Annotated in this window: 26 protein-coding genes; 15 read left to right on the top strand and 11 right to left on the bottom strand. The window is 35.3% G+C overall.

Translation table 11 applies throughout. From position 1 onward, the window contains the following. Nucleotides 1–139: 139 nt before the first annotated feature. The gene (locus C6H08_RS07905) at nt 140–868 is read left to right on the top strand and encodes a carbonic anhydrase family protein (RefSeq protein ID WP_034563855.1); all 729 of its coding nucleotides are present in this window, start codon (nt 140–142) and stop codon (nt 866–868) included. An 8-nt stretch (nt 869–876) separates the two neighbouring features. Here the strand turns inward: C6H08_RS07905 and C6H08_RS11320 are convergent, their stop codons facing one another. Next, nucleotides 877–1053: a hypothetical protein gene (locus tag C6H08_RS11320; protein WP_158656841.1), complete on the bottom strand. Its 177-nt coding sequence runs from the start codon at nt 1051–1053 to the stop codon at nt 877–879. A 270-nt stretch (nt 1054–1323) separates the two neighbouring features. Then, nucleotides 1324–1998 carry a winged helix-turn-helix domain-containing protein gene (locus C6H08_RS07900; RefSeq protein WP_034563857.1) on the bottom strand — a complete coding sequence of 225 codons (675 nt, stop codon included), beginning with the start codon at nt 1996–1998 and terminating at the stop codon, nt 1324–1326. Nucleotides 1999–2128: 130 nt separating this feature from the next. Between C6H08_RS07900 and C6H08_RS07895 the strand changes: the two genes are divergently transcribed. Beyond that, complete coding sequence (locus C6H08_RS07895; protein WP_034563860.1) at nt 2129–2941, top strand: phosphatidylserine decarboxylase; 813 nt, start codon at nt 2129–2131, stop codon at nt 2939–2941. A 193-nt stretch (nt 2942–3134) separates the two neighbouring features. Here the strand turns inward: C6H08_RS07895 and C6H08_RS07890 are convergent, their stop codons facing one another. Both C6H08_RS07890 and C6H08_RS07885 read right to left on the bottom strand, forming a co-directional pair. Next, nucleotides 3135–3863 (bottom strand): lysophospholipid acyltransferase family protein, encoded by a 729-nt coding sequence (locus C6H08_RS07890; RefSeq protein ID WP_034563862.1) that lies wholly within the window; start codon nt 3861–3863, stop codon nt 3135–3137. A 29-nt stretch (nt 3864–3892) separates the two neighbouring features. After that, the gene (locus C6H08_RS07885) at nt 3893–5140 is read right to left on the bottom strand and encodes a hypothetical protein (protein ID WP_034579390.1); all 1248 of its coding nucleotides are present in this window, start codon (nt 5138–5140) and stop codon (nt 3893–3895) included. Nucleotides 5141–5437: 297 nt separating this feature from the next. Between C6H08_RS07885 and C6H08_RS07880 the strand changes: the two genes are divergently transcribed. The 4 genes from C6H08_RS07880 (at nt 5438) to C6H08_RS07865 (ending at nt 8951) form a co-directional block, all read left to right on the top strand. Further along, complete coding sequence (locus C6H08_RS07880; RefSeq protein ID WP_034563867.1) at nt 5438–6268, top strand: DUF5718 family protein; 831 nt, start codon at nt 5438–5440, stop codon at nt 6266–6268. A gap of 448 nt (nt 6269–6716) precedes the next feature. Further along, nucleotides 6717–8210, top strand: a complete 1494-nt coding sequence (locus C6H08_RS07875; protein WP_104686162.1) for a DASS family sodium-coupled anion symporter — start codon at nt 6717–6719, stop codon at nt 8208–8210. 3 nt (nt 8211–8213) lie between these two features. Then, nucleotides 8214–8543 carry a hypothetical protein gene (locus tag C6H08_RS07870; RefSeq protein ID WP_034565539.1) on the top strand — a complete coding sequence of 110 codons (330 nt, stop codon included), beginning with the start codon at nt 8214–8216 and terminating at the stop codon, nt 8541–8543. Beyond that, entirely contained in the window at nt 8544–8951 is a 408-nt protein-coding gene (locus tag C6H08_RS07865; RefSeq protein WP_034565541.1) for a hypothetical protein, read from the top strand. It abuts the gene before it with no gap. Between the two features lie 150 nt (nt 8952–9101). On the opposite strand, the gene C6H08_RS12345 is transcribed toward C6H08_RS07865, so the two are convergent. The 3 genes from C6H08_RS12345 to C6H08_RS12030 are packed head-to-tail and all read right to left on the bottom strand — an operon-like array spanning nt 9102 to nt 10044. Further along, nucleotides 9102–9347: a WYL domain-containing protein gene (locus tag C6H08_RS12345; protein WP_034565542.1), complete on the bottom strand. Its 246-nt coding sequence runs from the start codon at nt 9345–9347 to the stop codon at nt 9102–9104. Beyond that, nucleotides 9341–9775 (bottom strand): WYL domain-containing protein, encoded by a 435-nt coding sequence (locus C6H08_RS12340; protein WP_267892894.1) that lies wholly within the window; start codon nt 9773–9775, stop codon nt 9341–9343. The genes C6H08_RS12345 and C6H08_RS12340 overlap by 7 nt, the downstream gene beginning before the upstream one ends. 17 nt (nt 9776–9792) lie before the next feature. Further along, nucleotides 9793–10044, bottom strand: coding sequence for an HTH domain-containing protein (locus tag C6H08_RS12030; protein WP_233708535.1), 252 nt, complete (start codon nt 10042–10044; stop codon nt 9793–9795). Nucleotides 10045–10181: 137 nt separating this feature from the next. Between C6H08_RS12030 and C6H08_RS07855 the strand changes: the two genes are divergently transcribed. Together C6H08_RS07855 and vapC are read left to right on the top strand one after the other, a co-directional pair. Beyond that, the gene (locus tag C6H08_RS07855; RefSeq protein ID WP_034565956.1) at nt 10182–10406 is read left to right on the top strand and encodes an AbrB/MazE/SpoVT family DNA-binding domain-containing protein; all 225 of its coding nucleotides are present in this window, start codon (nt 10182–10184) and stop codon (nt 10404–10406) included. Then, a complete protein-coding gene (vapC, locus tag C6H08_RS07850; RefSeq protein WP_034565543.1) occupies nt 10394–10795 on the top strand; it encodes a type II toxin-antitoxin system tRNA(fMet)-specific endonuclease VapC in 402 nt (133 codons plus the stop codon). The genes C6H08_RS07855 and vapC overlap by 13 nt, the downstream gene beginning before the upstream one ends. 40 nt (nt 10796–10835) lie before the next feature. Here the strand turns inward: vapC and C6H08_RS12335 are convergent, their stop codons facing one another. Next, complete coding sequence (locus C6H08_RS12335) at nt 10836–10958, bottom strand: hypothetical protein (protein ID WP_267892893.1); 123 nt, start codon at nt 10956–10958, stop codon at nt 10836–10838. A 21-nt stretch (nt 10959–10979) separates the two neighbouring features. Here C6H08_RS12335 and C6H08_RS12025 point away from each other — a divergent pair, with 21 nt between their 5' ends. From C6H08_RS12025 to C6H08_RS07820, 6 genes are all read left to right on the top strand, one after another. Next, nucleotides 10980–11615, top strand: a complete 636-nt coding sequence (locus C6H08_RS12025) for a hypothetical protein (protein ID WP_233708534.1) — start codon at nt 10980–10982, stop codon at nt 11613–11615. 34 nt (nt 11616–11649) lie between these two features. After that, nucleotides 11650–11961: a hypothetical protein gene (locus C6H08_RS11535; protein ID WP_194145921.1), complete on the top strand. Its 312-nt coding sequence runs from the start codon at nt 11650–11652 to the stop codon at nt 11959–11961. A gap of 184 nt (nt 11962–12145) precedes the next feature. After that, nucleotides 12146–13864, top strand: coding sequence for a DUF262 domain-containing protein (locus C6H08_RS07835; protein WP_034579519.1), 1719 nt, complete (start codon nt 12146–12148; stop codon nt 13862–13864). Nucleotides 13865–14160: 296 nt separating this feature from the next. Further along, entirely contained in the window at nt 14161–15003 is an 843-nt protein-coding gene (locus C6H08_RS07830) for a P-loop NTPase family protein (protein WP_233708533.1), read from the top strand. Nucleotides 15004–15224: 221 nt separating this feature from the next. Continuing rightward, the gene (gene miaB, locus C6H08_RS07825; protein ID WP_034579522.1) at nt 15225–16559 is read left to right on the top strand and encodes a tRNA (N6-isopentenyl adenosine(37)-C2)-methylthiotransferase MiaB; all 1335 of its coding nucleotides are present in this window, start codon (nt 15225–15227) and stop codon (nt 16557–16559) included. Between the two features lie 8 nt (nt 16560–16567). Then, the gene (locus C6H08_RS07820) at nt 16568–17224 is read left to right on the top strand and encodes a lysophospholipid acyltransferase family protein (protein WP_034565550.1); all 657 of its coding nucleotides are present in this window, start codon (nt 16568–16570) and stop codon (nt 17222–17224) included. A gap of 252 nt (nt 17225–17476) precedes the next feature. Here the strand turns inward: C6H08_RS07820 and C6H08_RS07815 are convergent, their stop codons facing one another. Beyond that, a complete protein-coding gene (locus C6H08_RS07815; RefSeq protein ID WP_104686161.1) occupies nt 17477–18733 on the bottom strand; it encodes a hypothetical protein in 1257 nt (418 codons plus the stop codon). A 192-nt stretch (nt 18734–18925) separates the two neighbouring features. Between C6H08_RS07815 and C6H08_RS07810 the strand changes: the two genes are divergently transcribed. Continuing rightward, on the top strand, nt 18926–19585 hold the full coding sequence (locus tag C6H08_RS07810; RefSeq protein ID WP_034565552.1) for a tetratricopeptide repeat protein: 660 nt from the start codon (nt 18926–18928) through the stop codon (nt 19583–19585). 11 nt (nt 19586–19596) lie between these two features. On the opposite strand, the gene C6H08_RS07805 is transcribed toward C6H08_RS07810, so the two are convergent. Both C6H08_RS07805 and C6H08_RS07800 read right to left on the bottom strand, forming a co-directional pair. Beyond that, on the bottom strand, nt 19597–20673 hold the full coding sequence (locus tag C6H08_RS07805) for a hypothetical protein (protein WP_233708532.1): 1077 nt from the start codon (nt 20671–20673) through the stop codon (nt 19597–19599). A gap of 196 nt (nt 20674–20869) precedes the next feature. Beyond that, a complete protein-coding gene (locus C6H08_RS07800) occupies nt 20870–21610 on the bottom strand; it encodes a sel1 repeat family protein (protein ID WP_034565553.1) in 741 nt (246 codons plus the stop codon). Nucleotides 21611–21660 lie beyond the last annotated feature (50 nt).

Genomic DNA, 21660 nt, shown 5'->3' with positions numbered 1-21660 from the left:
GGGTGGTGTTTTAGGGGATATCTTAGAATCTGAAGTTTGAAATATGAAGGGAGAATAGGGTAGAAACTAAGTGTGGTAAGACTAAAACTTCTTTTTTAGAGTTTATAATTCTACATGAGATTCTATATAAGGAGTAAATATGAGACTTTATATCCTTGTGCTTTTATCGCTTACGCAGTTTATATACGCACAAAACAAGCAAAACTGGAGTTATAAAGATAATACTGCACCGCAGTATTGGGCAAATCTTAATCCACTTTATTTGGGCTGTGCGGAAGGCAATCAGCAATCACCCATAAATATCGTTACAAAAAATGTGAGTAAAGGGGCGGCACAATTTGAGCTTAAATACAGCGTGGCAAAGGGAGTAAATCTCATGCTTTCTAACTATACCTTTAAGATGATTTATCCACAAGGAAACTTTTTAGAAATGAATGGCAATCGCTATCAGCTAAAAGAAATATATTTTAAAACACCCGGTGAAAATGCTATCGATTCACTTCGTGGCATACTTGAAGCACAATTTTTGCATGAAGATTCTAAAGGACATAAGGTAATCCTTGCGGTCTTTTTTGTAGAGGAGCGATCTAATCCCGTTATTGAAACTTTGGTGAAAAATTTGCCGACACAACCAGACAAAGCAAACTTTATCGCAAATATTGATATTCACAAGCTATTACCAAGCAATCTTACTTCATATCAGTTTGATGGCTCATTGACAACGCCACCATGCTCACAAGGTGTGAGATGGATTGTGCTAAAGCAAACGATGACTATAACACAAAGTCAAGTTGATTCCATGCGTGATATTACAGGCTCAAATGCACGTCCATCTCAAGAGATTTTTAATCGTTTGATTGTGAATTAATGCTATTTTTAGTCGCCTTGCAAGGTGGTTATGGAATCTAGATTCCTACTAAAATTTGAGCTAGTTTCTAAACTCACACTAGATTCTATAAGCCCCCTATCTAGCATAATCTTTACAGCATGATAGAGCATTTCTTGCTGCATACTTTGTGAGTAGCGATAGCTTTGGGCTATCCCATTTTGCATACTTTCTTTAAACTCTATTCTTTCTGTGTGGTTATCAAGTGCTTCTTTTAATGCAAGATTATCATATACAACCTTACCATGAGAATCTATAAGGCTTACACGATAAGCGGTATTAATATGCGATAGATAAGAGATTCCCTGCTGCTTTAACCCTATCTCAATATATTTGTAAAAAAGATGAAACTAGCCCATAATCCAAGCAATACCCACCCAAAGCATACGATAAAAATAGTCCAAAAGATCCTTTGCCGCAAAATCCACTCACTTCACTTATATTTGTGCGATTTTATAGCCAACGCCACGCACGGTTTGAATGTATTTGCCACTTTCCCCAAGCTTTGTGCGTAAGGTATTGATATGCACATCAACTGTGCGTGTTTGAAACTCACTACCCCAAATAGATTCTAAAAGCTGCTCTCTTGTAAAGACTAAATGCGGATTAGCAAGGAATAGCATAAGCATTTCAAACTCTTTATGAGTAAGATTTATAGGCACTCCATTAGAGCTAACTATACGCGTTTTTGGATTAAGCGTTATTTCTTGAAAGCTGTATTCATCAAGGGATAATCCACGCGTTCGTCTCAATAAGGCGTTTATTCTAGCAAGTAATTCTAGCACTCCAAAGGGCTTTGTTACATAGTCATCAGCACCCATATTTAGCCCATAAACCTTATCTAGCTCACTGCTTTTTGCGGTTAAAAGAATGACTGGTATATGCTTTGTTGATTGCTTTTTCTTTAGAATCTTTAGGACTTCTATGCCATCTTGCTCTGGTAGCATCATATCAAGCAAGATGAGTTCAGGCATACAATCTTCACTCAAAGCATTTAATGTTTCAAAAAAAGCTCGTGGTGTTGCAAAGCCTTTTGATTCTAGAGAATGCGTATTTAGGGCGTATTCAATAAGTTCTCGTATAGCATGTTCATCTTCTAGGATAAAAATCATTGTTTCACTCCAAAATAATATGATTTATTATAGCTTAGTTTTCTTTTGTCATAAATGGTGTAATGTTATTTGAAAGTCATATTATAAAGTCTATGATATAATTATGTCTTATTTTTTTATAAGGATATTTGTGCTATCAACTAATGTTATTTCTCGTTTATTTGGGCGATTTGCCCATACAAGATTCCCAAAAAGTATGCAGTATGCAATCAATCGTTTTTATGTTGATTTCTTTAAAATCAAACTCGATGAATTTGAGAGTTTAGAATCTTATCCTACGCTAAACGCACTTTTTACACGAAAGCTTATAAAGCCTAGAATCCTGCATACAACCCCTTTTAATCTCATTAGCCCAACAGATTCTCTTATTACAGAATCTGGTCGCATTACACAGCAGACTGCCTTACAGATTAAAGGCAAAAGCTATAAGGTTACTGATTTACTTGGTGTAACACATGATTTAGATACATATAGTTTTTTAAATCTCTATTTATCGCCAAAAGATTATCATCATTATCATGCCCCATGTGATTTAGAGATTCTAGAGGCAAAGTATTTTTCTGGTAAGCTTTTGCCGGTGAATTTTGCAAGTTTATATAAAAATGAGAATCTATTCATACAAAATGAGCGAGTCGTGCTAAAAATGCGTTGTAAATATAATCAAAGCATTATGTATTATGTCGCTGTCGGTGCGTTAAATGTCGGTAAAATGCAGTTTTTATTTGATAAGGCGATACAGACAAATGCAAAACAAGGTGATTGTGTTTATACCTATGAAAAGCCTATTGCATTAAACGCAGGTGAAGAGATAGGATACTTTGAAATGGGTTCTACGATTGTATTAATCGCACAGGCTAACTGGAGTGTAAAATCAGGCGAAGTTGTGAGAATGGGTGAGCAGATTGGCACTTTAGAATCTTCTATGTGTTATTTAGCACTTTAATTTCAATGAATATCTTGATTTTCTTATGTTTGAATTCCGATAATTCCCCAAAAAAAGTCCCTAAACTTATTCTTGATATTTCCCTGCTTTCATATGGGTTAATTATTATGTCTCGTTTGTGAAACTTGTAAGTTTTCTGTCGTGTTATTTGCAGACTCTTCACCAGAATGGCTTGTAGCGGTAGCTAAAGATTCTATATGAGATGGGCTTGTGGAATCATTATCGCTTCATTTGGATTTAGCTCATCATAGTGTTTGCAATAAGTTTCAAACATATCTTTTTCAAGCTTTTCATACCAATTTGTATTAAAATCTGGTGTGAAAGCTGGCATACATACCACTCGTGCGACATTTGATTTTACACTAATTGGATTGCTATCATATACTTTTCTAGTATTCACAAATACGATTGGTTGCACCCTTAGATTAAGCTTTTCAGCTAGGATTTTAGCTCCCGGTTTAAAGGGTAGAAACGCCCTTTTTCCCGGTCCCCTTGTGCCTTCAGGGAAAATAACAATGGGGCGTTTCTGACTAAGTCTATCTTTTGCTTCCTTTAAAAGCTGGATAATCCCCTTTTTATCTTCTCTATCAATAAGTATCATTTCAGGTAATTTCAAAGCATAGCCATAAAATGGGAGTTCGCCCAATTGCTTCTTTGCTACCCAGCAAATATTTAAAGGGTGATCTCCCTCAAGGCATATAATATCTGATGCGCTTTGATGATTGACTACGATAAGCTGTGCATCCAAGTCATAGTCCCCCACTTTCTCCATTTTTAGCCCATTTGCAGGGAAAAAGTATTGACAATATCTTCGTGCTAATCTCCCATTCTCTCTTTTTTTTAATAAGTAAATGACGGGAATAATACATGCAAGTCCAAGTGCTATGGTGAAAGTAGCAAAATAACCGCGTAATTTTTCCATATTTATCCTTTCTATTTAATTTCTAGAATCTAACGCTTATTTGTGTCATTACGGCTAATCCAACCCACTTTAGAATCAATATTTACTTTATAATAGTCATTCTTTTTATCTATTGCCTCAAGCTTTGTTGGATTTGTGATGACAAATAGCTCTGTTGAATTATGCGTTGGCTGTATCAGCACTCGTGCATTTGGCAGTGTTTTAATGCTATAAGTGTTTGAAAAGATTCTATACACAATAAAACCAAGCAATAAACATGAGATAATGGCAGCAAAATATGAACGCTTTATAAGCGTGATTAGTAAAAAGATTCCAAGTATGATAAATAATAATATGTTTGTGATTTTTAAAAATGAGCTTTTTGGATTAAGATCTTCTTTTATCTCATCATCAAAAGATTCTATATTAATCGCATTTTTAATGCTTAGAGGTATAAACTCATGCTTATTAATATCAAAGTAGCTAAACTCAATAGAATCTAGCTCTTTTGGAATCCTAGCAAGCACATTAACGCGTGCAACTTCATCACTAAACTTTGTGCCTTGACCAAACTCTTGGTCCTTAATATTTGGCAATCTAAAATCTTCTAAATTACTTCCATTTCCTTCCAACTCAATCAGTATCATATTGTTATTATCATCATAGCTTTCAAGAGTGTAATCAATAATTTTTAGACTATTTGCCACAACGCCGCTATATCCTTGCGTCTTATTTAGGGCTTGTGCTTGAAGATTTATAGAATCTGTTTGCATGGAATCTTGTAAATAGTTATTTTGCACATGCGCTACAAGTGAGGGGATAACTACCTTTGGCTTTATAATCTTAAAGGTATATGTCGCAGTGTAGTAGTCGCCTTCTTTTTGCCATTCGCTTTCTTTTATGAGTTGCACACTTTGGGATTTAGCACTTTTATCTTGTGCTTCAAGCGATGGGTTAAATTCTGTATAAACAATGCGTGCTTCATCTAGTAGCACAAGGCGATAAGTAATGCTTATGTATTGCCCTACATATAGGGTTTGCTCTCTTAGGCTATCTATATTTGTTAGCGTTGTGATATTTAGAATCTTTGCTTGTTCTGTATTATCTGTTGAAGTTATGGCTTCATCATTTTCATCATTATTTAAAACACTATTAGCAATATCGCTTGGAATCTCATCTATCGCAAAAAGTGGATTTATACACAATAGCACAAAGCATAGCATAATGCCCTTTATATAGTTGAAAAATGTAGTTTTTGTAAATATAGAATCTAATATCGCATAAAAGCGTGATAGCATTTGTTGTGTCCTTTTGTGTTGTGTATTTGTAAAATCCCGCATTATAGCATATTGTTAGCATTAAAATCTAAAAACATTTGTTTTTATCCCTGCTTTTTGTATGATGTAAAATGTTACCACAATATACACTTATTTTAAAAAGATAAATTTATATGTAGAATTTTTACAATTTTGCATAAATTACAGACTATACTTTGTGCTTGTATAAGGCATAGGTGTTATTACCTTATATGTGTTTATGTATTGCATTTTACTTCAATTTAGTATTTATTTTTGTTTAGAGTAAGGAGCAGGGCAATGAAAGAGTATTTAGGATTTGGTATCGCAGGTAATTTTGCAAACCATTTAGAACAAGCGGGCGAGGCGAGTGATTTCGTGCATGTTGTAAGTGATGAAGAGGGCGCACCAAAGGGCATATTTCCATTCTACATTCCAAAGGATAATACATTTTTAGGGCGTTACTGCATTGATAATAAAAAGATTCTACTCCCAAAAGATACAGGATTACGCGCACAAGCAGAGCCAGAAATAGGGCTTGAGTGTGAAGTTGTGTATGAGCAAGGAAAGGTAAAGGCGCTTATCCCAAAGTTTTTCATGGCATTTGATGATACTTCAATACGAAATGATAGCAATGCTACAAAGATTAGCCAAAAAAAGAATTTTTCAGTAGCCTCAAAGGGTTGTGGATTGAGACTTCCTATTGATAAGTTTGAAAAAGGTGGGATTTGTGATGATTATTCCTTAACTTCTTTTTTAATCTGTGATGGCAAAGCCCATCAATATGGCGATAATGCAAAATTGACAAATTATAGCTACTTTTATCAAAAACTGATTGATTGGATAGTAAAAAAACTCAATACCCAAGAAGACCATGCTGTTTTAGAGAATCTTGACGAGATTATTAAAAGAGCTGATTATCCATCAAAAATACTTATAGCTATTGGTGCGACAAGCTATACAGAGTTTGCTGAGACTAGATTTTTGCAAGAAGGCGATGAGGTATGTGTAGTTACCTATAATCATAATAAATATAGCAATGAAAAAATTAAAGACTTGATAGAACAAGGCGTATTAAGCCTCAAAGATGCTTCAATCGTGCGTCAAGAAGTCGTGCGTAGTGTGGATTGATATAACTCAGTTTAGAAGTATTAATAACTCCCATTGTGTTTAAGCTGGGATTTATAAATTGTGATGTAAGCCCCATGCCTTGATGTTTTGGTGTGTTTATGTATAGGGTCGTGTATATATGCAAAAAGATTAAGCCTTGGTAGATTTTACGCTAAGCACAAAAGCAGTCGTTGCCTCCCTGTTTCATATTGTTTTATATTCAGTGTATAGTTTTATCTCTTTTAAATCATAGAATCAAGTAAAACAGATTTCATGTCTGCGATATACAAAAACCTACATTTGTTAAGTTATAGCAACCATTCTGTAAAATCTTCCCCATCATGTTACATGTGGTAGCACGAAACAACAATTATAAACTTATATGACAAGAATATATCATAACATATACACTTTTATTGGCATGTATATTACAATACAACGCTAAGTATCTTGAATGAAAGGGGACAATGTGGGAGCGCAAATACAAGATAAAAAACAAAAAAAGCTTTCAATACTTTATGGTTTAGTATGTATAGGCATTATGATTTCTTTTTGGATTATCCCTGCACCAGAGGGTATGAAAGCAGAGGGTTGGCATTTACTTGGAATCTTTTGTGCGACAATTTTGGCGATTATTCTAAAAGTTATGCCTATTGGGGCATTAAGCATGATAGCTATCGCCATTGTAGCGATTACTTGCGTAACAGCTCCCGGTGATACAAAAGCAAGTATTAAAAATGCTTTGAGTGGATTTAATGAGAGTCTTATTTGGATGATAGGCGTGGCGATTATGATTAGTCGTGCGATTATTAAAACTGGACTAGGCAAGCGAATCGGCTATTATTTTGTATCACTTTTTGGTAAAAATACGCTAGGCATTGCCTATTCTCTTGTAGTAAGTGAGACGATTTTAGCACCTGTTACACCATCAAATACGGCTAGGGGCGGGGCGATAATCCACCCTATTATGCGATCTATCGCACATAATTTTAACTCCGATCCTGAAACAAAAACGCAAAATAAAATAGGCAAATATCTTGCATTAGTAAATTTTCAAATAAACCCTATAACTTCTGGCATGTTTATCACGGCTACTGCACCAAATCCTATGGTCGTGAATAAAATCGTGGAGGTAGCAAATAATCATGGCATAGAAATTGACATGCACATCACTTGGGGGCAGTGGGCTTTATCCATGTTTTTGCCTAGTATCGTCGTGCTATTTTTATTACCGCTTGTTGTGTGGGCTATCTATCCCCCTGAAATAAAAAAGACAGAAAACGCAAAAGACATGGCTACAAAAGAACTAAATGCAATGGGTCCTATGAGTTTGCAGGAAAAAGTCGTGCTTGGTATATTTGCCATTATGCTTATGCTATGGGCTGGAGTTGGTAAGTTTTTTGGTTTTAAGATAGACCCTGCTGCAGTTGCGTTTTTGGGACTGGCTTTAACCCTTATTAGCGGCATACTCACTTGGGAAGATATCCTTAAAGAAAAGAGTGCATGGGATACTGTGGTATGGTTTAGTGCGTTAGTAATGATGGCTAGTTTTCTTGGTAAGTTGGGCGTTGTTAGCTATTATGCGACACATCTTGAAAGCGGTATCAATGCACTAGGCTTTGGCTGGTTTGGTGCGTGTTTGTTGCTTACGCTTATTTATCTTTATATGCACTACTTTTTTGCCTCCGCAACGGCACATATAGCTGCTGTGTTTGCGGCATTCTATGCGGCTGGTTTAGCACTTGGCGCACCGCCTATGCTATATGCCTTAATGCTTGCAGCAGCAGGTAATATTATGATGAGTTTAACGCATTATGCGACAGGGACTGCCCCAGTTATCTTTGGGTCTGGTTATGCAAGTGTTGGAGAATGGTGGAAAGTAGGCTTTGTGATGAGTGTTGTGAGTGTGCTTGTGTTTGGCATTGTCGGTGGTATTTGGTGGAAAATTTTAGGATATTATTAGGATATGTTTAGAATCTTATGTATTATATTAGCTTGTTTTTTTGTCGGCTGTGGTGTAAAGGGGACTGAAGAATCTATATCTTTAGGCAAACTGCACGCTTTGCAAATCCTACCAAACACACTGCCAAAAAAACCACAAAAAGAGATCGCTAGAATCTGTGCGAGTTTCACACCCTTTAATGCCGCGAAACAATATGAGATTCTCACTTTTGAGAATCTTTTGAGGGAAGCATATAAGAATACAAAGCAGCACACATTTACAAAAGTAGGTATATGGCAGCAAAGCTATAATATGCTTATATGGCAGAAAAAATGTCTTATATTAGGAATGTAAATGCGAAATGACTTTGTTGCAAAAATGCTTTTTGTAGTTATGCTATGTGCTGCTTTGCTGTATTCTGGCTGTTATAGTCCGCTGATACATTTGCAAAGCGTTGGATTAGCAGAGAACGATTTGTTGCAAACACAAGATTCTATACATACGGGAGATTCTATGCACTCAAATGATTCTATACAAGCAGACAAAAAAGCACAACTGCTAATTTTCTATAAAGAATGCAGTCGCAATGGCAGTGCATGGCTATATGAATGCCAAAGCATAGGTTTAGAATCTATGCAACAAGCAATCTATCTTTATTATCCAAACGCACTTTTAAATAATATCACTATGAAATTTTATCCGCAAAAAACATATATACGATTTGAAATAGATGATTCTAGCGTAATGCAAGACATACGATAACTACATGCATATTTAGCATTAATATGATTCTATTTTATAGCCAAATGTGTTGTGAGTAACCCAAACTCCATGCTTAGATTTTATATGTTTTATTCAGTATAGGCGATAGGTGCTTTTTTGTTGATTTAGTTTTTTTAAATCTACTATAAGCTACAATTCCAAAACTTTCAAATATTCCTCCACACTCTTTTTAATAAAATCTTTCAACTCTTGTGGCTCTAATACTGCTACGCTTGGAATCCACATAAGCACTAAAGGGGCAATCTCCATAAAATCTGTAATATGCAGAGTAATATCAAGGCTGCCATCTTTATGTTCTATTAAATGTTGATTTGGTGAGATTTTCTTGCGTTTAAAATATTTTGCGACTTTAGAATCTATCCATAATCTCACCATAAAGGCTTTGCTTCAGGCACAAACCACGCATTTAAAGCATTATCTAATCGCCCTAACACTTCTTCACTCACACTTTGTCCTTGTGTTACTTCTTTTATGTCAGTAATGTTATTGAGATAAAACTTTTTCATTATATTAGATTCTAATCCTAAAAGATACCATTCACCATTAAAGTTTAGAATCTTTAATGGTAATACTTCTCTTTGTGTATGAGTTTTAACACCCTTGCTAAATTCTTGTAGGAAATGAAAGCTAATTACTATATGCTCTTTAATAGCTTTTTGTAAAAGTAGAATAGATTCAGTCTCAAGAGTGATTTCTTCTAAATTTGAGCGAGTGAAAAATATATCTGTGCTTTGTTTAGGTTGGCTTTTAGATTCTAAGCTTTCAAGCAGGGATAGCATTTGTGTTTTTGTAGTCCCACCCATACTATAAGCAAAGCTTTTTAGAAGTAAAATGCCATTGATAATTCATCATTTTCTTTTGTTGTGTAGTGCCCATGAAAATAGATTTTATCTTTCTTATAGCTATATTCTGCACCCATATTCTCTACATCTCGCCGCAATGTCCTAAGGCTAACGCTAAACTCTTTAGCTAATTCTTTCGCACATATCACTCCATTATTTTCAGGGTTGTGTAATGTTGCAAAAATCTTACTGATACGAGCCATTTTTGTTTCATAGTCGTGCAAGGGCATTGTTTATCCTTTTAATAAAAAGTGGGGCATATTACCATAAAATTTTCTACTTTGTCATAATGTTGTCAAATGGATTTGTCTTACAATGTTTAAAAATTTTGTATATACTTGTTGTATATATTTACTGGGGGTTAGGTATGAAAGCAAAAGTGTTTAAAAGTGGTAATTCACTTGCGATAAGATTACCAAAGGCATTAAATCTTACCAAGGATTGCGAGCTTGATATAAAGCAAATCAATAATAGCATTGTTTTAACACCAGCTAACTCAAATTGGGATAGTCTATTTTCAGCAATAGATAGCTTTAAGGGCGAAATAAAGCGAGATGAACTTATATTGCAGGATAGAGAATGGCAAAAATAATGCTTGATACAAATATATGTATTTATACTATCAATAATAAACCCCAACACATTAAAGATAAATTCTTACAATACAAGATAAATGATATTGCTATAAGCTCTATCAGTGTAGCTGAATTATACTTTGGTGTAGAAAAATCTCAATATAAACAAGCAAATACAAATGCCCTTGATACATTCCTAACACACCTTGAAGTAATAGATTTCACACATAAAGAAGCACTTGTATATGCAAAAATTAGAGCAGATTTAGAATACAAAAAGTCTCTCATAGGTGCTATGGATATGCTTATTTCAGCCGTAGATCTTGCAAATGATTTAACACTTATTACAAACAACACAAAAGAGTTTCAAAGAGTTAAGAATCTAAAAATAGAAAATTGGGTGTGAATTATGTCATAAATACGCCCTATTTCTCTGCCCCTGCAATTTATAACCCTTGATAGCCCTTTATAATCCATCGCTTCAATTGCTTCATATTACGCACCATTTCTATAAAAACCTCTATTTGTGTCATAATGCTGTCAAAGCTCTGTGCTATAACTTCACTCATCAACACAACAAAGGGGAGAAAATGCAAATCACACAAGAAAATCTATTTTCCTATATGCAATCTTGGCTTAGAGAATGCGATATGAAAACTCTAGGCTATCACAATAGCTCTAAGGCACAAAAGGCTAAACAATGCTTTTGTGACTCCTTGCATTTGCTAGAGTTTTTAGACACATTTTCTTATGATTTAGTGTATGGCTCAAAAGAGTTTTTTCTAGCAGTAGCCAAACATTCTCAAAAAGATTTAGGCGTAAATCAATGCGAGTTTGAAGCAGTTTTACAAGATTCTATCTCTAAGCTTACTCATCTTAGAATCTTAAGAAAAGCCCACATTTATGTCAAAACGGATTTTCGTATCGGGGCAAACACAAGACCCATTCATATTCTTGCAATAGCCCAAGAGCTTTTATGGCTTGGATTTAGCCCAGAATATAAAGAAGTGGATTTAAGCCTTGCGGAGATTTTACAAATGGCAAGGGGAATGGTGATAACACACTATGCTAAAAACAAAGGCAAACTACCCGTTTGGGGCAATATTTTGGAATATTATGTATTCTACAATGGCAATCGCTATGAGTTTGACACACAGGGCAATCTCAAAGACAATCCACAAGCTAAACTCGCACAAGGCATAGCTCTCGTAACACTAAGTGTTTAGCTTGTGGAATAATAGTAATTTGTAAAGGGGCAAAATGGCAGATAAAGATAAGACAAAAGATTCTCATCGTAAGCACAGCGATTTTATGAATCCGTATGATGAATACAATAATGAGGCAACACATCATTTTGATATAGCCACAAAGCAGTGGCTAACAAATGGGGACTTTTACCAAAACAAGGTAATTGAATGCTTTATTAAAGCGGATATACAATGCAATGATACGCTTATAGCAGAGATTGAAAGCTCATTATATTTTCGCTTCATTAGTTGGGAGTATATGTATGAAGAGATTGATGAGCGCATAGAGATTCTAAAAGCACAGAAGCAACCGCCGCAAATGTGATACAATACATAATCATTTATAAGGAAGTGCAAATGAGAAATGAGAATCTAAGACTATTTTTAGAGAGATTTAGGGAATTTAACATTGACATTGAAGCACGAAAAAAGCGAGGGCAAAATGACTTTAATCCCTTGCTTTATTTTTTTTGATTATAATTCACACATTACATTTAAGGAGTAAAAATATGCAAAAGACTGTAGCAGATATTTTTAACAACAAGTGTTTTTCTATCCCTAAATACCAAAGAGACTATGCGTGGGAAACGAAAAATATAGATGATTTGTGGGAGGATTTACTAGAAGCAAAAAATGCAAGCAGTGATAGTATGGGGCATTTTCTAGGCACGATTGTTGTGGCAAAAGAGCCAAATAGCGATGTGTATCATATCATTGATGGGCAGCAAAGAGGCACGACGATCTTTATGCTCCGCTATGCCCTTAACGCTAGGACAGAAAATCCCCAAAGGAATATCAATCACTTTCTTGATGATAATGATAATCTTAGGTTACAAGTTGCCCCTGCCAATCAAGAGTTTTTCAAAGCACTGCTTACACAAGCAGATAACAATAAACGCGACACAAGCCTGAAAGATAGGATTGAGACAGATGGGCAAAAGCGGTTATATGAAGTATTTGAAAGGATTTGGGATCGCGTGTGTGAGCTAGAATCCACTCAAGCTAAAGAGTATCTCTCAGTGCTTGATAAAATGGTGCTTATGTGGTTAGAAGAAAAAGATTCTGGGCGTGCTATACGCACATTTCAAAGTGTCAATGATAGGGGTGTGCCACTTTTTTTGCTAGATAAGTTAAAAGCCTTGCTTATTTTGTATTCTAATAAATATAGCGATGATAATGGTGTGCTTGATAATGAAATCAATAAACGATTTGGAGAGATTTTTAAAATCGCTACACAAATACGAAATCACAAGCTTAGCTCATCGCTCGCTGATAGGGATTTTAGCGAGGAAGTAGAAATGCGTATTTTTAATTACCACGCTTTGGGGCAAGAAAGTATTGGACATTATAGATATGGTGCAGAAGAATCGTTTAACAAAATCAAAGGGCTATTAAAATCCAAAACAGCAAATCCACAAGAGCTATTAGCATACATAGACACATATTCTAGTGATTTGTTTGAATTTTTCAAAGCATTTTATCGCGTTATGCAAAGGACAGAAACAAGTGCGGAAGCCTTTAAACTTCTCTATATTTTAAAAATTAATCCTTATTTTTACTCATCATTAGTAAGGTTAGAGATAAATGGGATTTTAGATGATGAATGTTTAAGGCTTTTGGCACAGGCTGAAGTATTTTTCTATGGCTGTAACTCAAGTAATGATTCAAGGGCATATAAACTTTATGAAGTTGCTAACGATAAAACTAGTTTTAAAGAAAGAGTGCTACAAGATTGCAAAAAATGTGCTAAAGGTGGATATTCTAGTATTGATGATGCGCTTAGAGATATGGCGAAAGATAATTATGGTTGGGGTAAATATTTTCACTATTTGTTTTTTACTTATCGTTGTGAAAATATGGATGCGAGAGCTTTTAATGATTTGCTTAATGAAGATACAAACAAAACAATGCAGTCTTATGAGATAGAGCATATTGTCCCACTCAATGCGATTGAAAATGGTTCGCTAAAACAATATGGTTTTGAAACTGATGATGAGTTCAATAGCATAAAAAATTACTTTGGAAATTTACTTGTTTTAGAAAGAGGACTAAATTCAAAAATAAAAGATGGTGGAGCACAGGTTAAAAAAGAGGCTTATAAGAAATCTAAAATACCTTACAACAGGAGCTTTGCAGAGGAACTTCCTTCTTTTGGCAAAAAACGCATAGAAGAAGAAAATGAAAAATTCACACAATGGGCTAGGGAGTTTTTCAAAGAATTTTTATAGAGAACTGCTCACGCAGATTGCCCCATTGCCATTTTTGCAAGTGTGGGCAAGAATTTAGATTCTGTAAAATTTACGCCCTAACCCACCCAAAAATAAAAAAAACTAAAACTCCACAACGATTCCAAAAATCCCAATCCTTTGTCATAACGCTGTCAAAGCGATGTGCTATAACTCCACTTAACAAAGCGATACTTCACTTTGAAATACACACAAGGAGTGGTTATGATAACACAAGCACAAAGAAAAAATTGGGCTGTAAGCAAATATAAAGCAAAAAGACTAAGAGCAATAAAAAAATGGAAGGCACACTGGTAGATTCTAACAAAGAAGCCCTGCAAAAGCTCTTACCTTTTAAGCCCATAGCCAACGACAAAGACTATGATAAAAAGCTTTTTGTCGCACATCTTATGTCTCTTTTCCCACGCACCACAGACTTTGATGAGTGCTTCAAACTCTTTAGAAAAAATTTTAATGCAAATTTAGCTGATTTTAGCGATGAAGCTATGGTGGCAGAGTTTATCACGCCCCATCTTTTAACGCATTTTCATATATTAAAGCCCAAATCCTTTGTGCGTAAGAATCTAGCCCTTTTGCAAGAGTGCTTTGGACTAAGTGAGATTGAAACAAATATTTTATACATCATCGGCTTGTTTGATAAGATGAATAGATACCATGATGATAAGCTTGATTATTTTGAGTTTTGTTTGCTTTTAGCAAGTGTATTAAAGACAAACCACACAAAGATTCAAAAGCTACTTATGATAGATATGCTACTTAGAAAGTTTGGTTTTATTAGTGATAGGCATAGATATGGTGAGTTTGAATTAGAAAGCTTTACTGAAAGACTTATGATAGAGCCTTTTAGTAAGCAAGAGATGATGAAAAGAATCGCTAGAATCTACCCTAAAAGCACACTTGAAAAAAAGGATTTTAGCTATATGAAAGAAAAAAAGTTAGATATGCTGCTAAACTATTGTAAAAACGCAAAAAGCCCTAGCATTTTTCTCTATGGTAAAGCAGGTGTGGGTAAGAATGAAATAGCAGCCCTTATAGCAAAAGAACTCAATAAGGAATTATGTGTTGTGAGTAACCCAAACTCCATGTTTAGATTTTATATATTTTTTCAGTATAGGCGATAAGCACTTTTTGTTGATTTAGTTTCCTAGAATTAACACACAAAAGATGTTAAAGCACAGAAATTAGACCTTACATTTACAAATCTCTGTCAAACAACAGCCACGCCACAAAATAAGAACCACAAAACTCCCATTAAGCTTTTAATAACACAAAGATTCTATAATTCTATCGAACTTTATAAACAATTCATATAAATCTAACATCACTATAAGGAAATAATCTCATGCAGACAAAGACAGGCAATCCAAAGCTTTATATAGAAACATTGGGCTGTGCGATGAATGTGCGTGATAGTGAGCATATTATTGCAGAATTGCAAGATAAAGAGGGGTATAGCTTGACTGCGAATATACAAGAAGCAGATCTCATACTCATTAATACTTGCTCTGTTAGAGAGAAGCCAGAACAAAAGCTATTTAGTGAAATAGGACAATTTGCAAAGCATAAAAAAGATGGGGCAAAGATTGGCGTGTGCGGCTGCACGGCAAGTGCTATGGGACATGAGATTATCAAAAAATCGCCACATGTAGATTTTGTCTTAGGTGCTAGAAATATCTCTAAAATCACAAGCATTATATATAAGCCAAAATTAGTAGAGATTGATACAAGCCATGATGATAGCACTTATGTTTTTTCAGATTCTAAGCAGAACGGATTTAAAGCATTGCTAAATATCTCCATCGGTTGTGATAAAAAATGTGCGTATTGCATTGTGCCTTTTACGCGTGGTAAAGAGATCTCTATCCCTTTTGATTTGCTTTATAAAGAAGCACAAAAATTAGTTAAAAATGGTGTTAAAGAGATTCTATTATTAGGACAAAATGTCAATAACTATGGCGTAAGGTTTAGCACACCACATGAAAAAATTGATTTCACTACACTTTTAAGGGAGTTAAGCAAGATAGATGGCTTAGAGCGTATCCGCTTTACAAGTCCGCATCCCTTGCATATGAATGATTCTTTTTTAGATGAGTTTGCCTCTAATCCAAAGATTTGTAAAAGCATACATATCCCCCTGCAAAGCGGATCAAATAAGATTCTAAAATCAATGAAGCGTGGCTATACGCAGGAATGGTATCTAGACCGCATTGCATACTTAAAAAAGCAAAGTCCAAATGTATGCATTAGCACAGATATTATCGTAGGATTTCCGGGTGAAAATGATGATGATTTTAAAGAGACAATGAGCGTTTTAGAATCTGTGCGTTTTGATACAATGTATAGCTTTATTTACTCACCGCGTCCAAATACTCTGTCGCATTCATGGGGAGATAAGGATAGTGTGCCAAAGGAAGTAGCAAAAGAGAGATTAGCGATATTGCAGCAAAGACACAGAGAGATTTTGCAGGAAAATAGCCAAAAAGAGCTAGGAAAGATTCATAAAGTGCTAATAGATTCTAATAAAAAATCACTGAGTGAGACTTTTAGTGAGGGCAGAAGCGATACAAACAGATTGATTAGAATTGAGAATGACTTCATCGATATGGGTGCTATTGTGGATATAGAGATTACAAAAGTTGTAGGTAGCACGCTTTTTGGTAAAAGCATAGAAAAGTGAGTATTTGAATGTCTTTTTTTGATAGATTCCTTACAAGAGAACGGCAGCAGAAGCTAAAACGCAGATACATACATAAGGTTATGCTATTTATATCAAAAACTATCAATATAACATGCCGTAAAAGATTTCATATCACTGATTATGTCAAGGATAATAATTTCATCGCGTGTTTATGGCATGGCAATTTCTTAATGATGCCCTATCTTTACGCAAATGCTAGAGAGATTCCAAATATGTGTTTAATCACTGCCGCACATAATGATGGGGCAATGGTGGAGCAGTATTTTGAGCAGTTTGGATTAGAATCTATCCGTGGTAGCACAGGCACACATAAAGGTGGCACAAAGGCTTTGATACAAGCAGTTAGAGCATTGAAAGAAGGCAAAGATGTGGCCGTTACCCCCGATGGTCCAAAAGGTCCATATAAAAGCATTGCAAATGGGATCTTACTCATGGCTATGCGGAGTGGTGTTGGAATCTGTGGTTGTAGAGTAAAACCTAGTGCATATTGGGAGCTAAAAACATGGGATAAATTCTGCATTCCAAAGCCTTTTAGCCGCATTGATTACTATATACATGAACCACTATTCTTACCACAAGATATAGAGATTGATGAAGCAAAAAAGATATTGCAAGAGTATATGAATGAGGTAGATGCTCTATGATAATGCAAGTTTTCAAATTGTTTTGCAGTGCAGCAATAAGATTCTATAAAAGATCCTATGACTACACTGATGTGTGCTAGTGTAATTGCTAAAAACTCACATTGTTTTTGAGCTATAAGTAAAAAATTTAAAGCAGAAACCTGGTGCTACCCATAAATTTCAATAGACCCAGAGACTCCTCGTCTCTAGGGTTTATTTACATAGAGTATCTAAGCAAGGAATGAAGCTTAGAATCTTTGAGTGATTATGTTATTAGAATTTAAGCTTTGTGAAAGCTAAACCAGAGTTTGCATTACCAAAGCCATTGCTTACAAAACCACCGCCAACAGACCATACAAGGTTGCCACTACTTAAAATGTTGTAGTTGATAATAGCAGAGAATTCTTTGTAATCGCCACCAGCATAAAGCACATCAAAATCAAGTGTCTCGCCAAGCTTTAATCCTGTAAATACATACCATGTATCCACACCAGCATTTAAATAGCCACGATTAAGTCCAGTGCCATTATATACACCGTTGCCATTAAGTCCATTTAATCCTACTCCTGGATATAGATATTGCCCATAGAATCTTGTCCTATCAACAAGTGTTGTGTCCTTCAAGCCAAGCTTACCAATGCTTAAATAACCACCACCAAGCTTAATCATATCAACAAAAAGCAACTCTTCATCAACTTGCCACATGAAGCCATTTGCACCACTAGCAAAGAAATGCGACCATAAACCACGAAGTGTCGTAGTAGATTTTACCGCACCCAAATCAAAATCAAAGATAGCACGCGCTCCAGCCTGCAATACATCGTGATTGCCTACTTTTGACCAGTATTGTGCGTAAGGGCTAAGGCTTACATGCTCACCAAATTTGAAATCCAAACCGAGTGCGAATAACTCATTGTTGAATCCAAAGTTATTCCAGCTTGATGGATATTTACCAAAACCAGAAATATCCATACCATAGCGTCCATCAGCACCAGACTTTAGACTAGCACTTGCATTGTATCCATCGCGTAACCAGTCATTAACCCATGTTCCCCAGATTCCAAAATATTGAGATTGATACGCAAGGGCAAAACCTTGATTATGTCCGCCAATCCACTCTGCTGTCGCTAGAATCTTACTTGCATTATATCGACCGAGTGCAAAATCTAGCCCAGAGCCTTGATAGCCCACATAAAGATCAGAGAGATCCACATAAGGACTTGCAAAAAGCTTACCGCCATGACCAACAAATGCGTTGTTTGTAAAATCACCACCAGCACCAATTGTAAGTGGTGCATAACCAGCCATAGCACCAAGACCAAGCTTAAATCCGCTGAAGTTAAAATCTACGCCCACCTGTCCTACAACGCCAACATATCCTGTAAGGCTTTTACCAGCTAATGTATTTGCGTCACCAAAGCCAAAGTTACCCATAACGCCCACTTTACCAAAAGGTGTTACCTCAACCGCTTGAGCTGCACTTACCAAAAGTCCTGCTAAAACAACAGAACCCATTATTTTTTTTGTCATCTTTTATCCTTTATTAACAATTTGTGCTTATCCGCATAGTTATGCAGCAAAAACACTGACGAGTATATCGACTATTTTTTATTAACTTTAGCATTATCTTGCTATTAAGCATAATTAGGGACAGATTGCATGCTTAGATTCTAGAATTCGTTATATAATAGCACTTTATAAACTCACTTTATAGGTGTTATTTTGCGTAACCTTTTCATATCATTCATTTTTGTATTCTGCAATCTCTTAAATGCAACACAAACAAATCTCAATGAAAAAGAGCTTATATATGCGTGTTTAGATGGTGATAAAAATGCTTGTATTAGAATCATTGATGATGATTTGCCTAGTGTTGATGAGTGTAATGAAGAGAGAAGCTGTATTTTAATCGCACATATTTATATGAATGCCAACTTGCATGAATATGCAATCCCTTATCTAAAAAAGTCTTGCTATGCTAATGTGATTGAGGCGTGTTTTGAGAGTGCATTGAACTATGAGATATTAGAAAACTACACACAAGCATATAATACATATAAACAAAGCTGTGATAAAGGCTTTATGCCAAGTTGCTATAATCTTGCTATGCTTTATGTGAATGGCTTAGGTGTGAAAGCGGATATAAAAAAGGCGAATAGAATCTTTTTTGAAGCGTGTGCTAATGATGAAGAGCAGTCTTGCTATAACCTTGCAATTTCATATAAAGAAGGCATAGGACTAAAGGCTGATAGACTGAAAGCAAAAGAGTTTTTTAAAAAAGCATGTGATTTGGGCATGGAGCTTGGCTGTAAGGAATACAAAATCATTAATGCGGCTGATTTTTCAATAACAATAAAAGATCATTTAAAGCAGAAAAAATAAGATTCTATTATTTAACGATAAGTCGTTGCAAAAGGATAGCTATTTACTTCTTTTATACGCTTTTTAAGCTTTAGAATCTTTAAGTATATTTCTAGCTCTTTTATTGTGGCATTCTCTAAAATCCGCATATTTCCTGCATGTATGAGAGTGGAATAATGATTTTTCTTATCCCAAAACTCCTTTTTTGTTTCTTCTGTGGCAAACATATCAAATACAGATAGAATCCTGCCCATTTCCATATCTCTCATAAGCAAGGCTTGTAAAATCGCATTACTTTCAATGCCATATTCAAGCACTTGCAAATCTTTAAAATAAGGTAAAGACATGAGATTTAAAAAGCTATTTTCCCTTTTTACACGCAAGATTCTAAGAAAATGGGCGGTTATCTCATGCTTTCGTATCGCACTATCAAATGAGACTAAAAACTGCAAGGTTGAATACAGCATATCGCCCCTTGTGCTTTCTAGCCCTTGCAATAAAACATTAATCGCCCTTGTATGAAGTCCTGCCATCATCAAATTGCTATATGCCATTAAAAAATCATTTTCATTCTTCGTTATTAAGGCTTGACATAAAAACGCCTCGCCAAGCAAAGCATAAGAAGATTCAAATCCCCCACCTTCAATCATAAGTAGCCTTTGCATAGGGGCTTTTTTATCACGATAATAATCAAATCCGCTAAAATCCCGCACTCTCTCACACCTATCGCACTGCTTACTAAAATACAGCTGCATGGCAAGTAGTAGCGATGGTGTATTCTTATATCTCACAGATTCTATAAGCAAGTCTTGTGTGAGTTTTGATATATCCATATCTGTGCGATTTATCTCAAGCAAAGCATTGTAATATTCATAAAATGTTTTTGGATAGACTAGCTTTATAGAATCTTTTTCTTTTTGCGTTAAAACACATTTGAGTGTGCCTTTTTTGGTATTTATGGGCTTAGTTTGCATACTTGTAAGCGTGTTTATTTCTTGTAATAAGGCTTGTTTTTGTGCTATTTTAGAATCTTGTGTTGAGACATTATTGGCAAAAAGATAAGTGCTAAGATAATAAAAACACAAAAGCAATAACGATATATTCCGCATGATTTTCTTTCAAAATGAATTACTTTCATTATAGCAAAAAGTTTAGAGATTTTGTGGTTAAAAAACATTCGTCAATAACTAAAAAAGGACAAATATAGTGTAACATAATTTTGTACTCTAAATATGATAACACATTAACAAATATTCGCAATTCCTTTTGGAAACAACTTTTAGAATCTAAACATAATAGTCTAAACTACCAAATGCGATAAAGTCGTCCGTGTTGCATACGCGAGTTTAGCTCAATAGATTCTCTTCTTGCATCACATGCTGCAAGCATGCCTAATTCACATGCTACTTCTTGGTAATGTTCATAGTCTTGCTTACTAAGAGATTTAGAATCCATATAAGCACAAGCGATGGCAAACTCTTTATCACATGCCTTCTTGCGATATTCTAAGATATGTTCGCGTTGTTTTTCAAAAGAATCGTTATTTTCATACACAAGTGAAAGCAAAAAGCACTCAAAAACCCCGCCTTTATCGCATTGTGTTTGTATGTGTTTTAGAATCCTATCAGCTTCTTGTGTTTGATTATTGCTGAGATAATGCTGTCGCATATACATACAGCTTAACTCATCATTAAAATAACAACCATGCCGCATGTAAGAAAGCGTTTTTTTAGGATCTCGTGAGACACCACGCGCATCTTTACTTGCAACAATTAGCATACCACAGCTTAGTCCAACACCTGCGTTACATTCCTTATTAAATTGTGCGAGTATTGTTTCGCACACCTTGTTGTCTTCGAGATAGTAGCACTTGCCAAGTAGATTTACCTTTTGTGCTTTTTGCGTATCATCAAGTATCTGGGCTTGCACTCTAGTCCATTTTAAATCAGGGTTTTGCACGAAAGAATTTTGAGACTTTTCTGCTACATTTGCCGTATTTGTCGCACAACCAACAAGAAATAAGCAAACACATATTAACCGAAGCATAATTTTCCTTTTAACTAAAGATTCTACAATCCCCTATCTTCTCCCCCTTG

Origin of the sequence: Helicobacter bilis (genome assembly GCF_900198365.1) — a bacterium.
GTDB lineage: Bacteria > Campylobacterota > Campylobacteria > Campylobacterales > Helicobacteraceae > Helicobacter_A > Helicobacter_A bilis_B.
This window is presented reverse-complemented; position numbering and strand designations above follow the sequence as displayed.

What these genes read in the sequence shown, in the direction of transcription:
- C6H08_RS07905 (WP_034563855.1), top strand. Translation starts at nt 140, where the DNA reads ATGAGACTTTATATCCTTGTGCTTTTATCGCTTACGCAGTTTATATAC.
- C6H08_RS11320 (WP_158656841.1), bottom strand. Translation starts at nt 1,053, where the DNA reads ATGCAAAATGGGATAGCCCAAAGCTATCGCTACTCACAAAGTATGCAG.
- C6H08_RS07900 (WP_034563857.1), bottom strand. Translation starts at nt 1,998, where the DNA reads ATGATTTTTATCCTAGAAGATGAACATGCTATACGAGAACTTATTGAA.
- C6H08_RS07890 (WP_034563862.1), bottom strand. Translation starts at nt 3,863, where the DNA reads ATGGAAAAATTACGCGGTTATTTTGCTACTTTCACCATAGCACTTGGA.
- C6H08_RS07885 (WP_034579390.1), bottom strand. Translation starts at nt 5,140, where the DNA reads ATGCTATCACGCTTTTATGCGATATTAGATTCTATATTTACAAAAACT.
- C6H08_RS07880 (WP_034563867.1), top strand. Translation starts at nt 5,438, where the DNA reads ATGAAAGAGTATTTAGGATTTGGTATCGCAGGTAATTTTGCAAACCAT.
- C6H08_RS07870 (WP_034565539.1), top strand. Translation starts at nt 8,214, where the DNA reads ATGTTTAGAATCTTATGTATTATATTAGCTTGTTTTTTTGTCGGCTGT.
- C6H08_RS07865 (WP_034565541.1), top strand. Translation starts at nt 8,544, where the DNA reads ATGCGAAATGACTTTGTTGCAAAAATGCTTTTTGTAGTTATGCTATGT.
- C6H08_RS12345 (WP_034565542.1), bottom strand. Translation starts at nt 9,347, where the DNA reads ATGGTGAGATTATGGATAGATTCTAAAGTCGCAAAATATTTTAAACGC.
- C6H08_RS12340 (WP_267892894.1), bottom strand. Translation starts at nt 9,775, where the DNA reads ATGGGTGGGACTACAAAAACACAAATGCTATCCCTGCTTGAAAGCTTA.
- C6H08_RS12030 (WP_233708535.1), bottom strand. Translation starts at nt 10,044, where the DNA reads ATGCCCTTGCACGACTATGAAACAAAAATGGCTCGTATCAGTAAGATT.
- C6H08_RS07855 (WP_034565956.1), top strand. Translation starts at nt 10,182, where the DNA reads ATGAAAGCAAAAGTGTTTAAAAGTGGTAATTCACTTGCGATAAGATTA.
- vapC (WP_034565543.1), top strand. Translation starts at nt 10,394, where the DNA reads ATGGCAAAAATAATGCTTGATACAAATATATGTATTTATACTATCAAT.
- C6H08_RS12335 (WP_267892893.1), bottom strand. Translation starts at nt 10,958, where the DNA reads ATGAGTGAAGTTATAGCACAGAGCTTTGACAGCATTATGACACAAATA.
- C6H08_RS12025 (WP_233708534.1), top strand. Translation starts at nt 10,980, where the DNA reads ATGCAAATCACACAAGAAAATCTATTTTCCTATATGCAATCTTGGCTT.
- C6H08_RS11535 (WP_194145921.1), top strand. Translation starts at nt 11,650, where the DNA reads ATGGCAGATAAAGATAAGACAAAAGATTCTCATCGTAAGCACAGCGAT.
- C6H08_RS07835 (WP_034579519.1), top strand. Translation starts at nt 12,146, where the DNA reads ATGCAAAAGACTGTAGCAGATATTTTTAACAACAAGTGTTTTTCTATC.
- C6H08_RS07830 (WP_233708533.1), top strand. Translation starts at nt 14,161, where the DNA reads ATGGAAGGCACACTGGTAGATTCTAACAAAGAAGCCCTGCAAAAGCTC.
- miaB (WP_034579522.1), top strand. Translation starts at nt 15,225, where the DNA reads ATGCAGACAAAGACAGGCAATCCAAAGCTTTATATAGAAACATTGGGC.
- C6H08_RS07820 (WP_034565550.1), top strand. Translation starts at nt 16,568, where the DNA reads ATGTCTTTTTTTGATAGATTCCTTACAAGAGAACGGCAGCAGAAGCTA.
- C6H08_RS07815 (WP_104686161.1), bottom strand. Translation starts at nt 18,733, where the DNA reads ATGACAAAAAAAATAATGGGTTCTGTTGTTTTAGCAGGACTTTTGGTA.
- C6H08_RS07805 (WP_233708532.1), bottom strand. Translation starts at nt 20,673, where the DNA reads ATGCGGAATATATCGTTATTGCTTTTGTGTTTTTATTATCTTAGCACT.
- C6H08_RS07800 (WP_034565553.1), bottom strand. Translation starts at nt 21,610, where the DNA reads ATGCTTCGGTTAATATGTGTTTGCTTATTTCTTGTTGGTTGTGCGACA.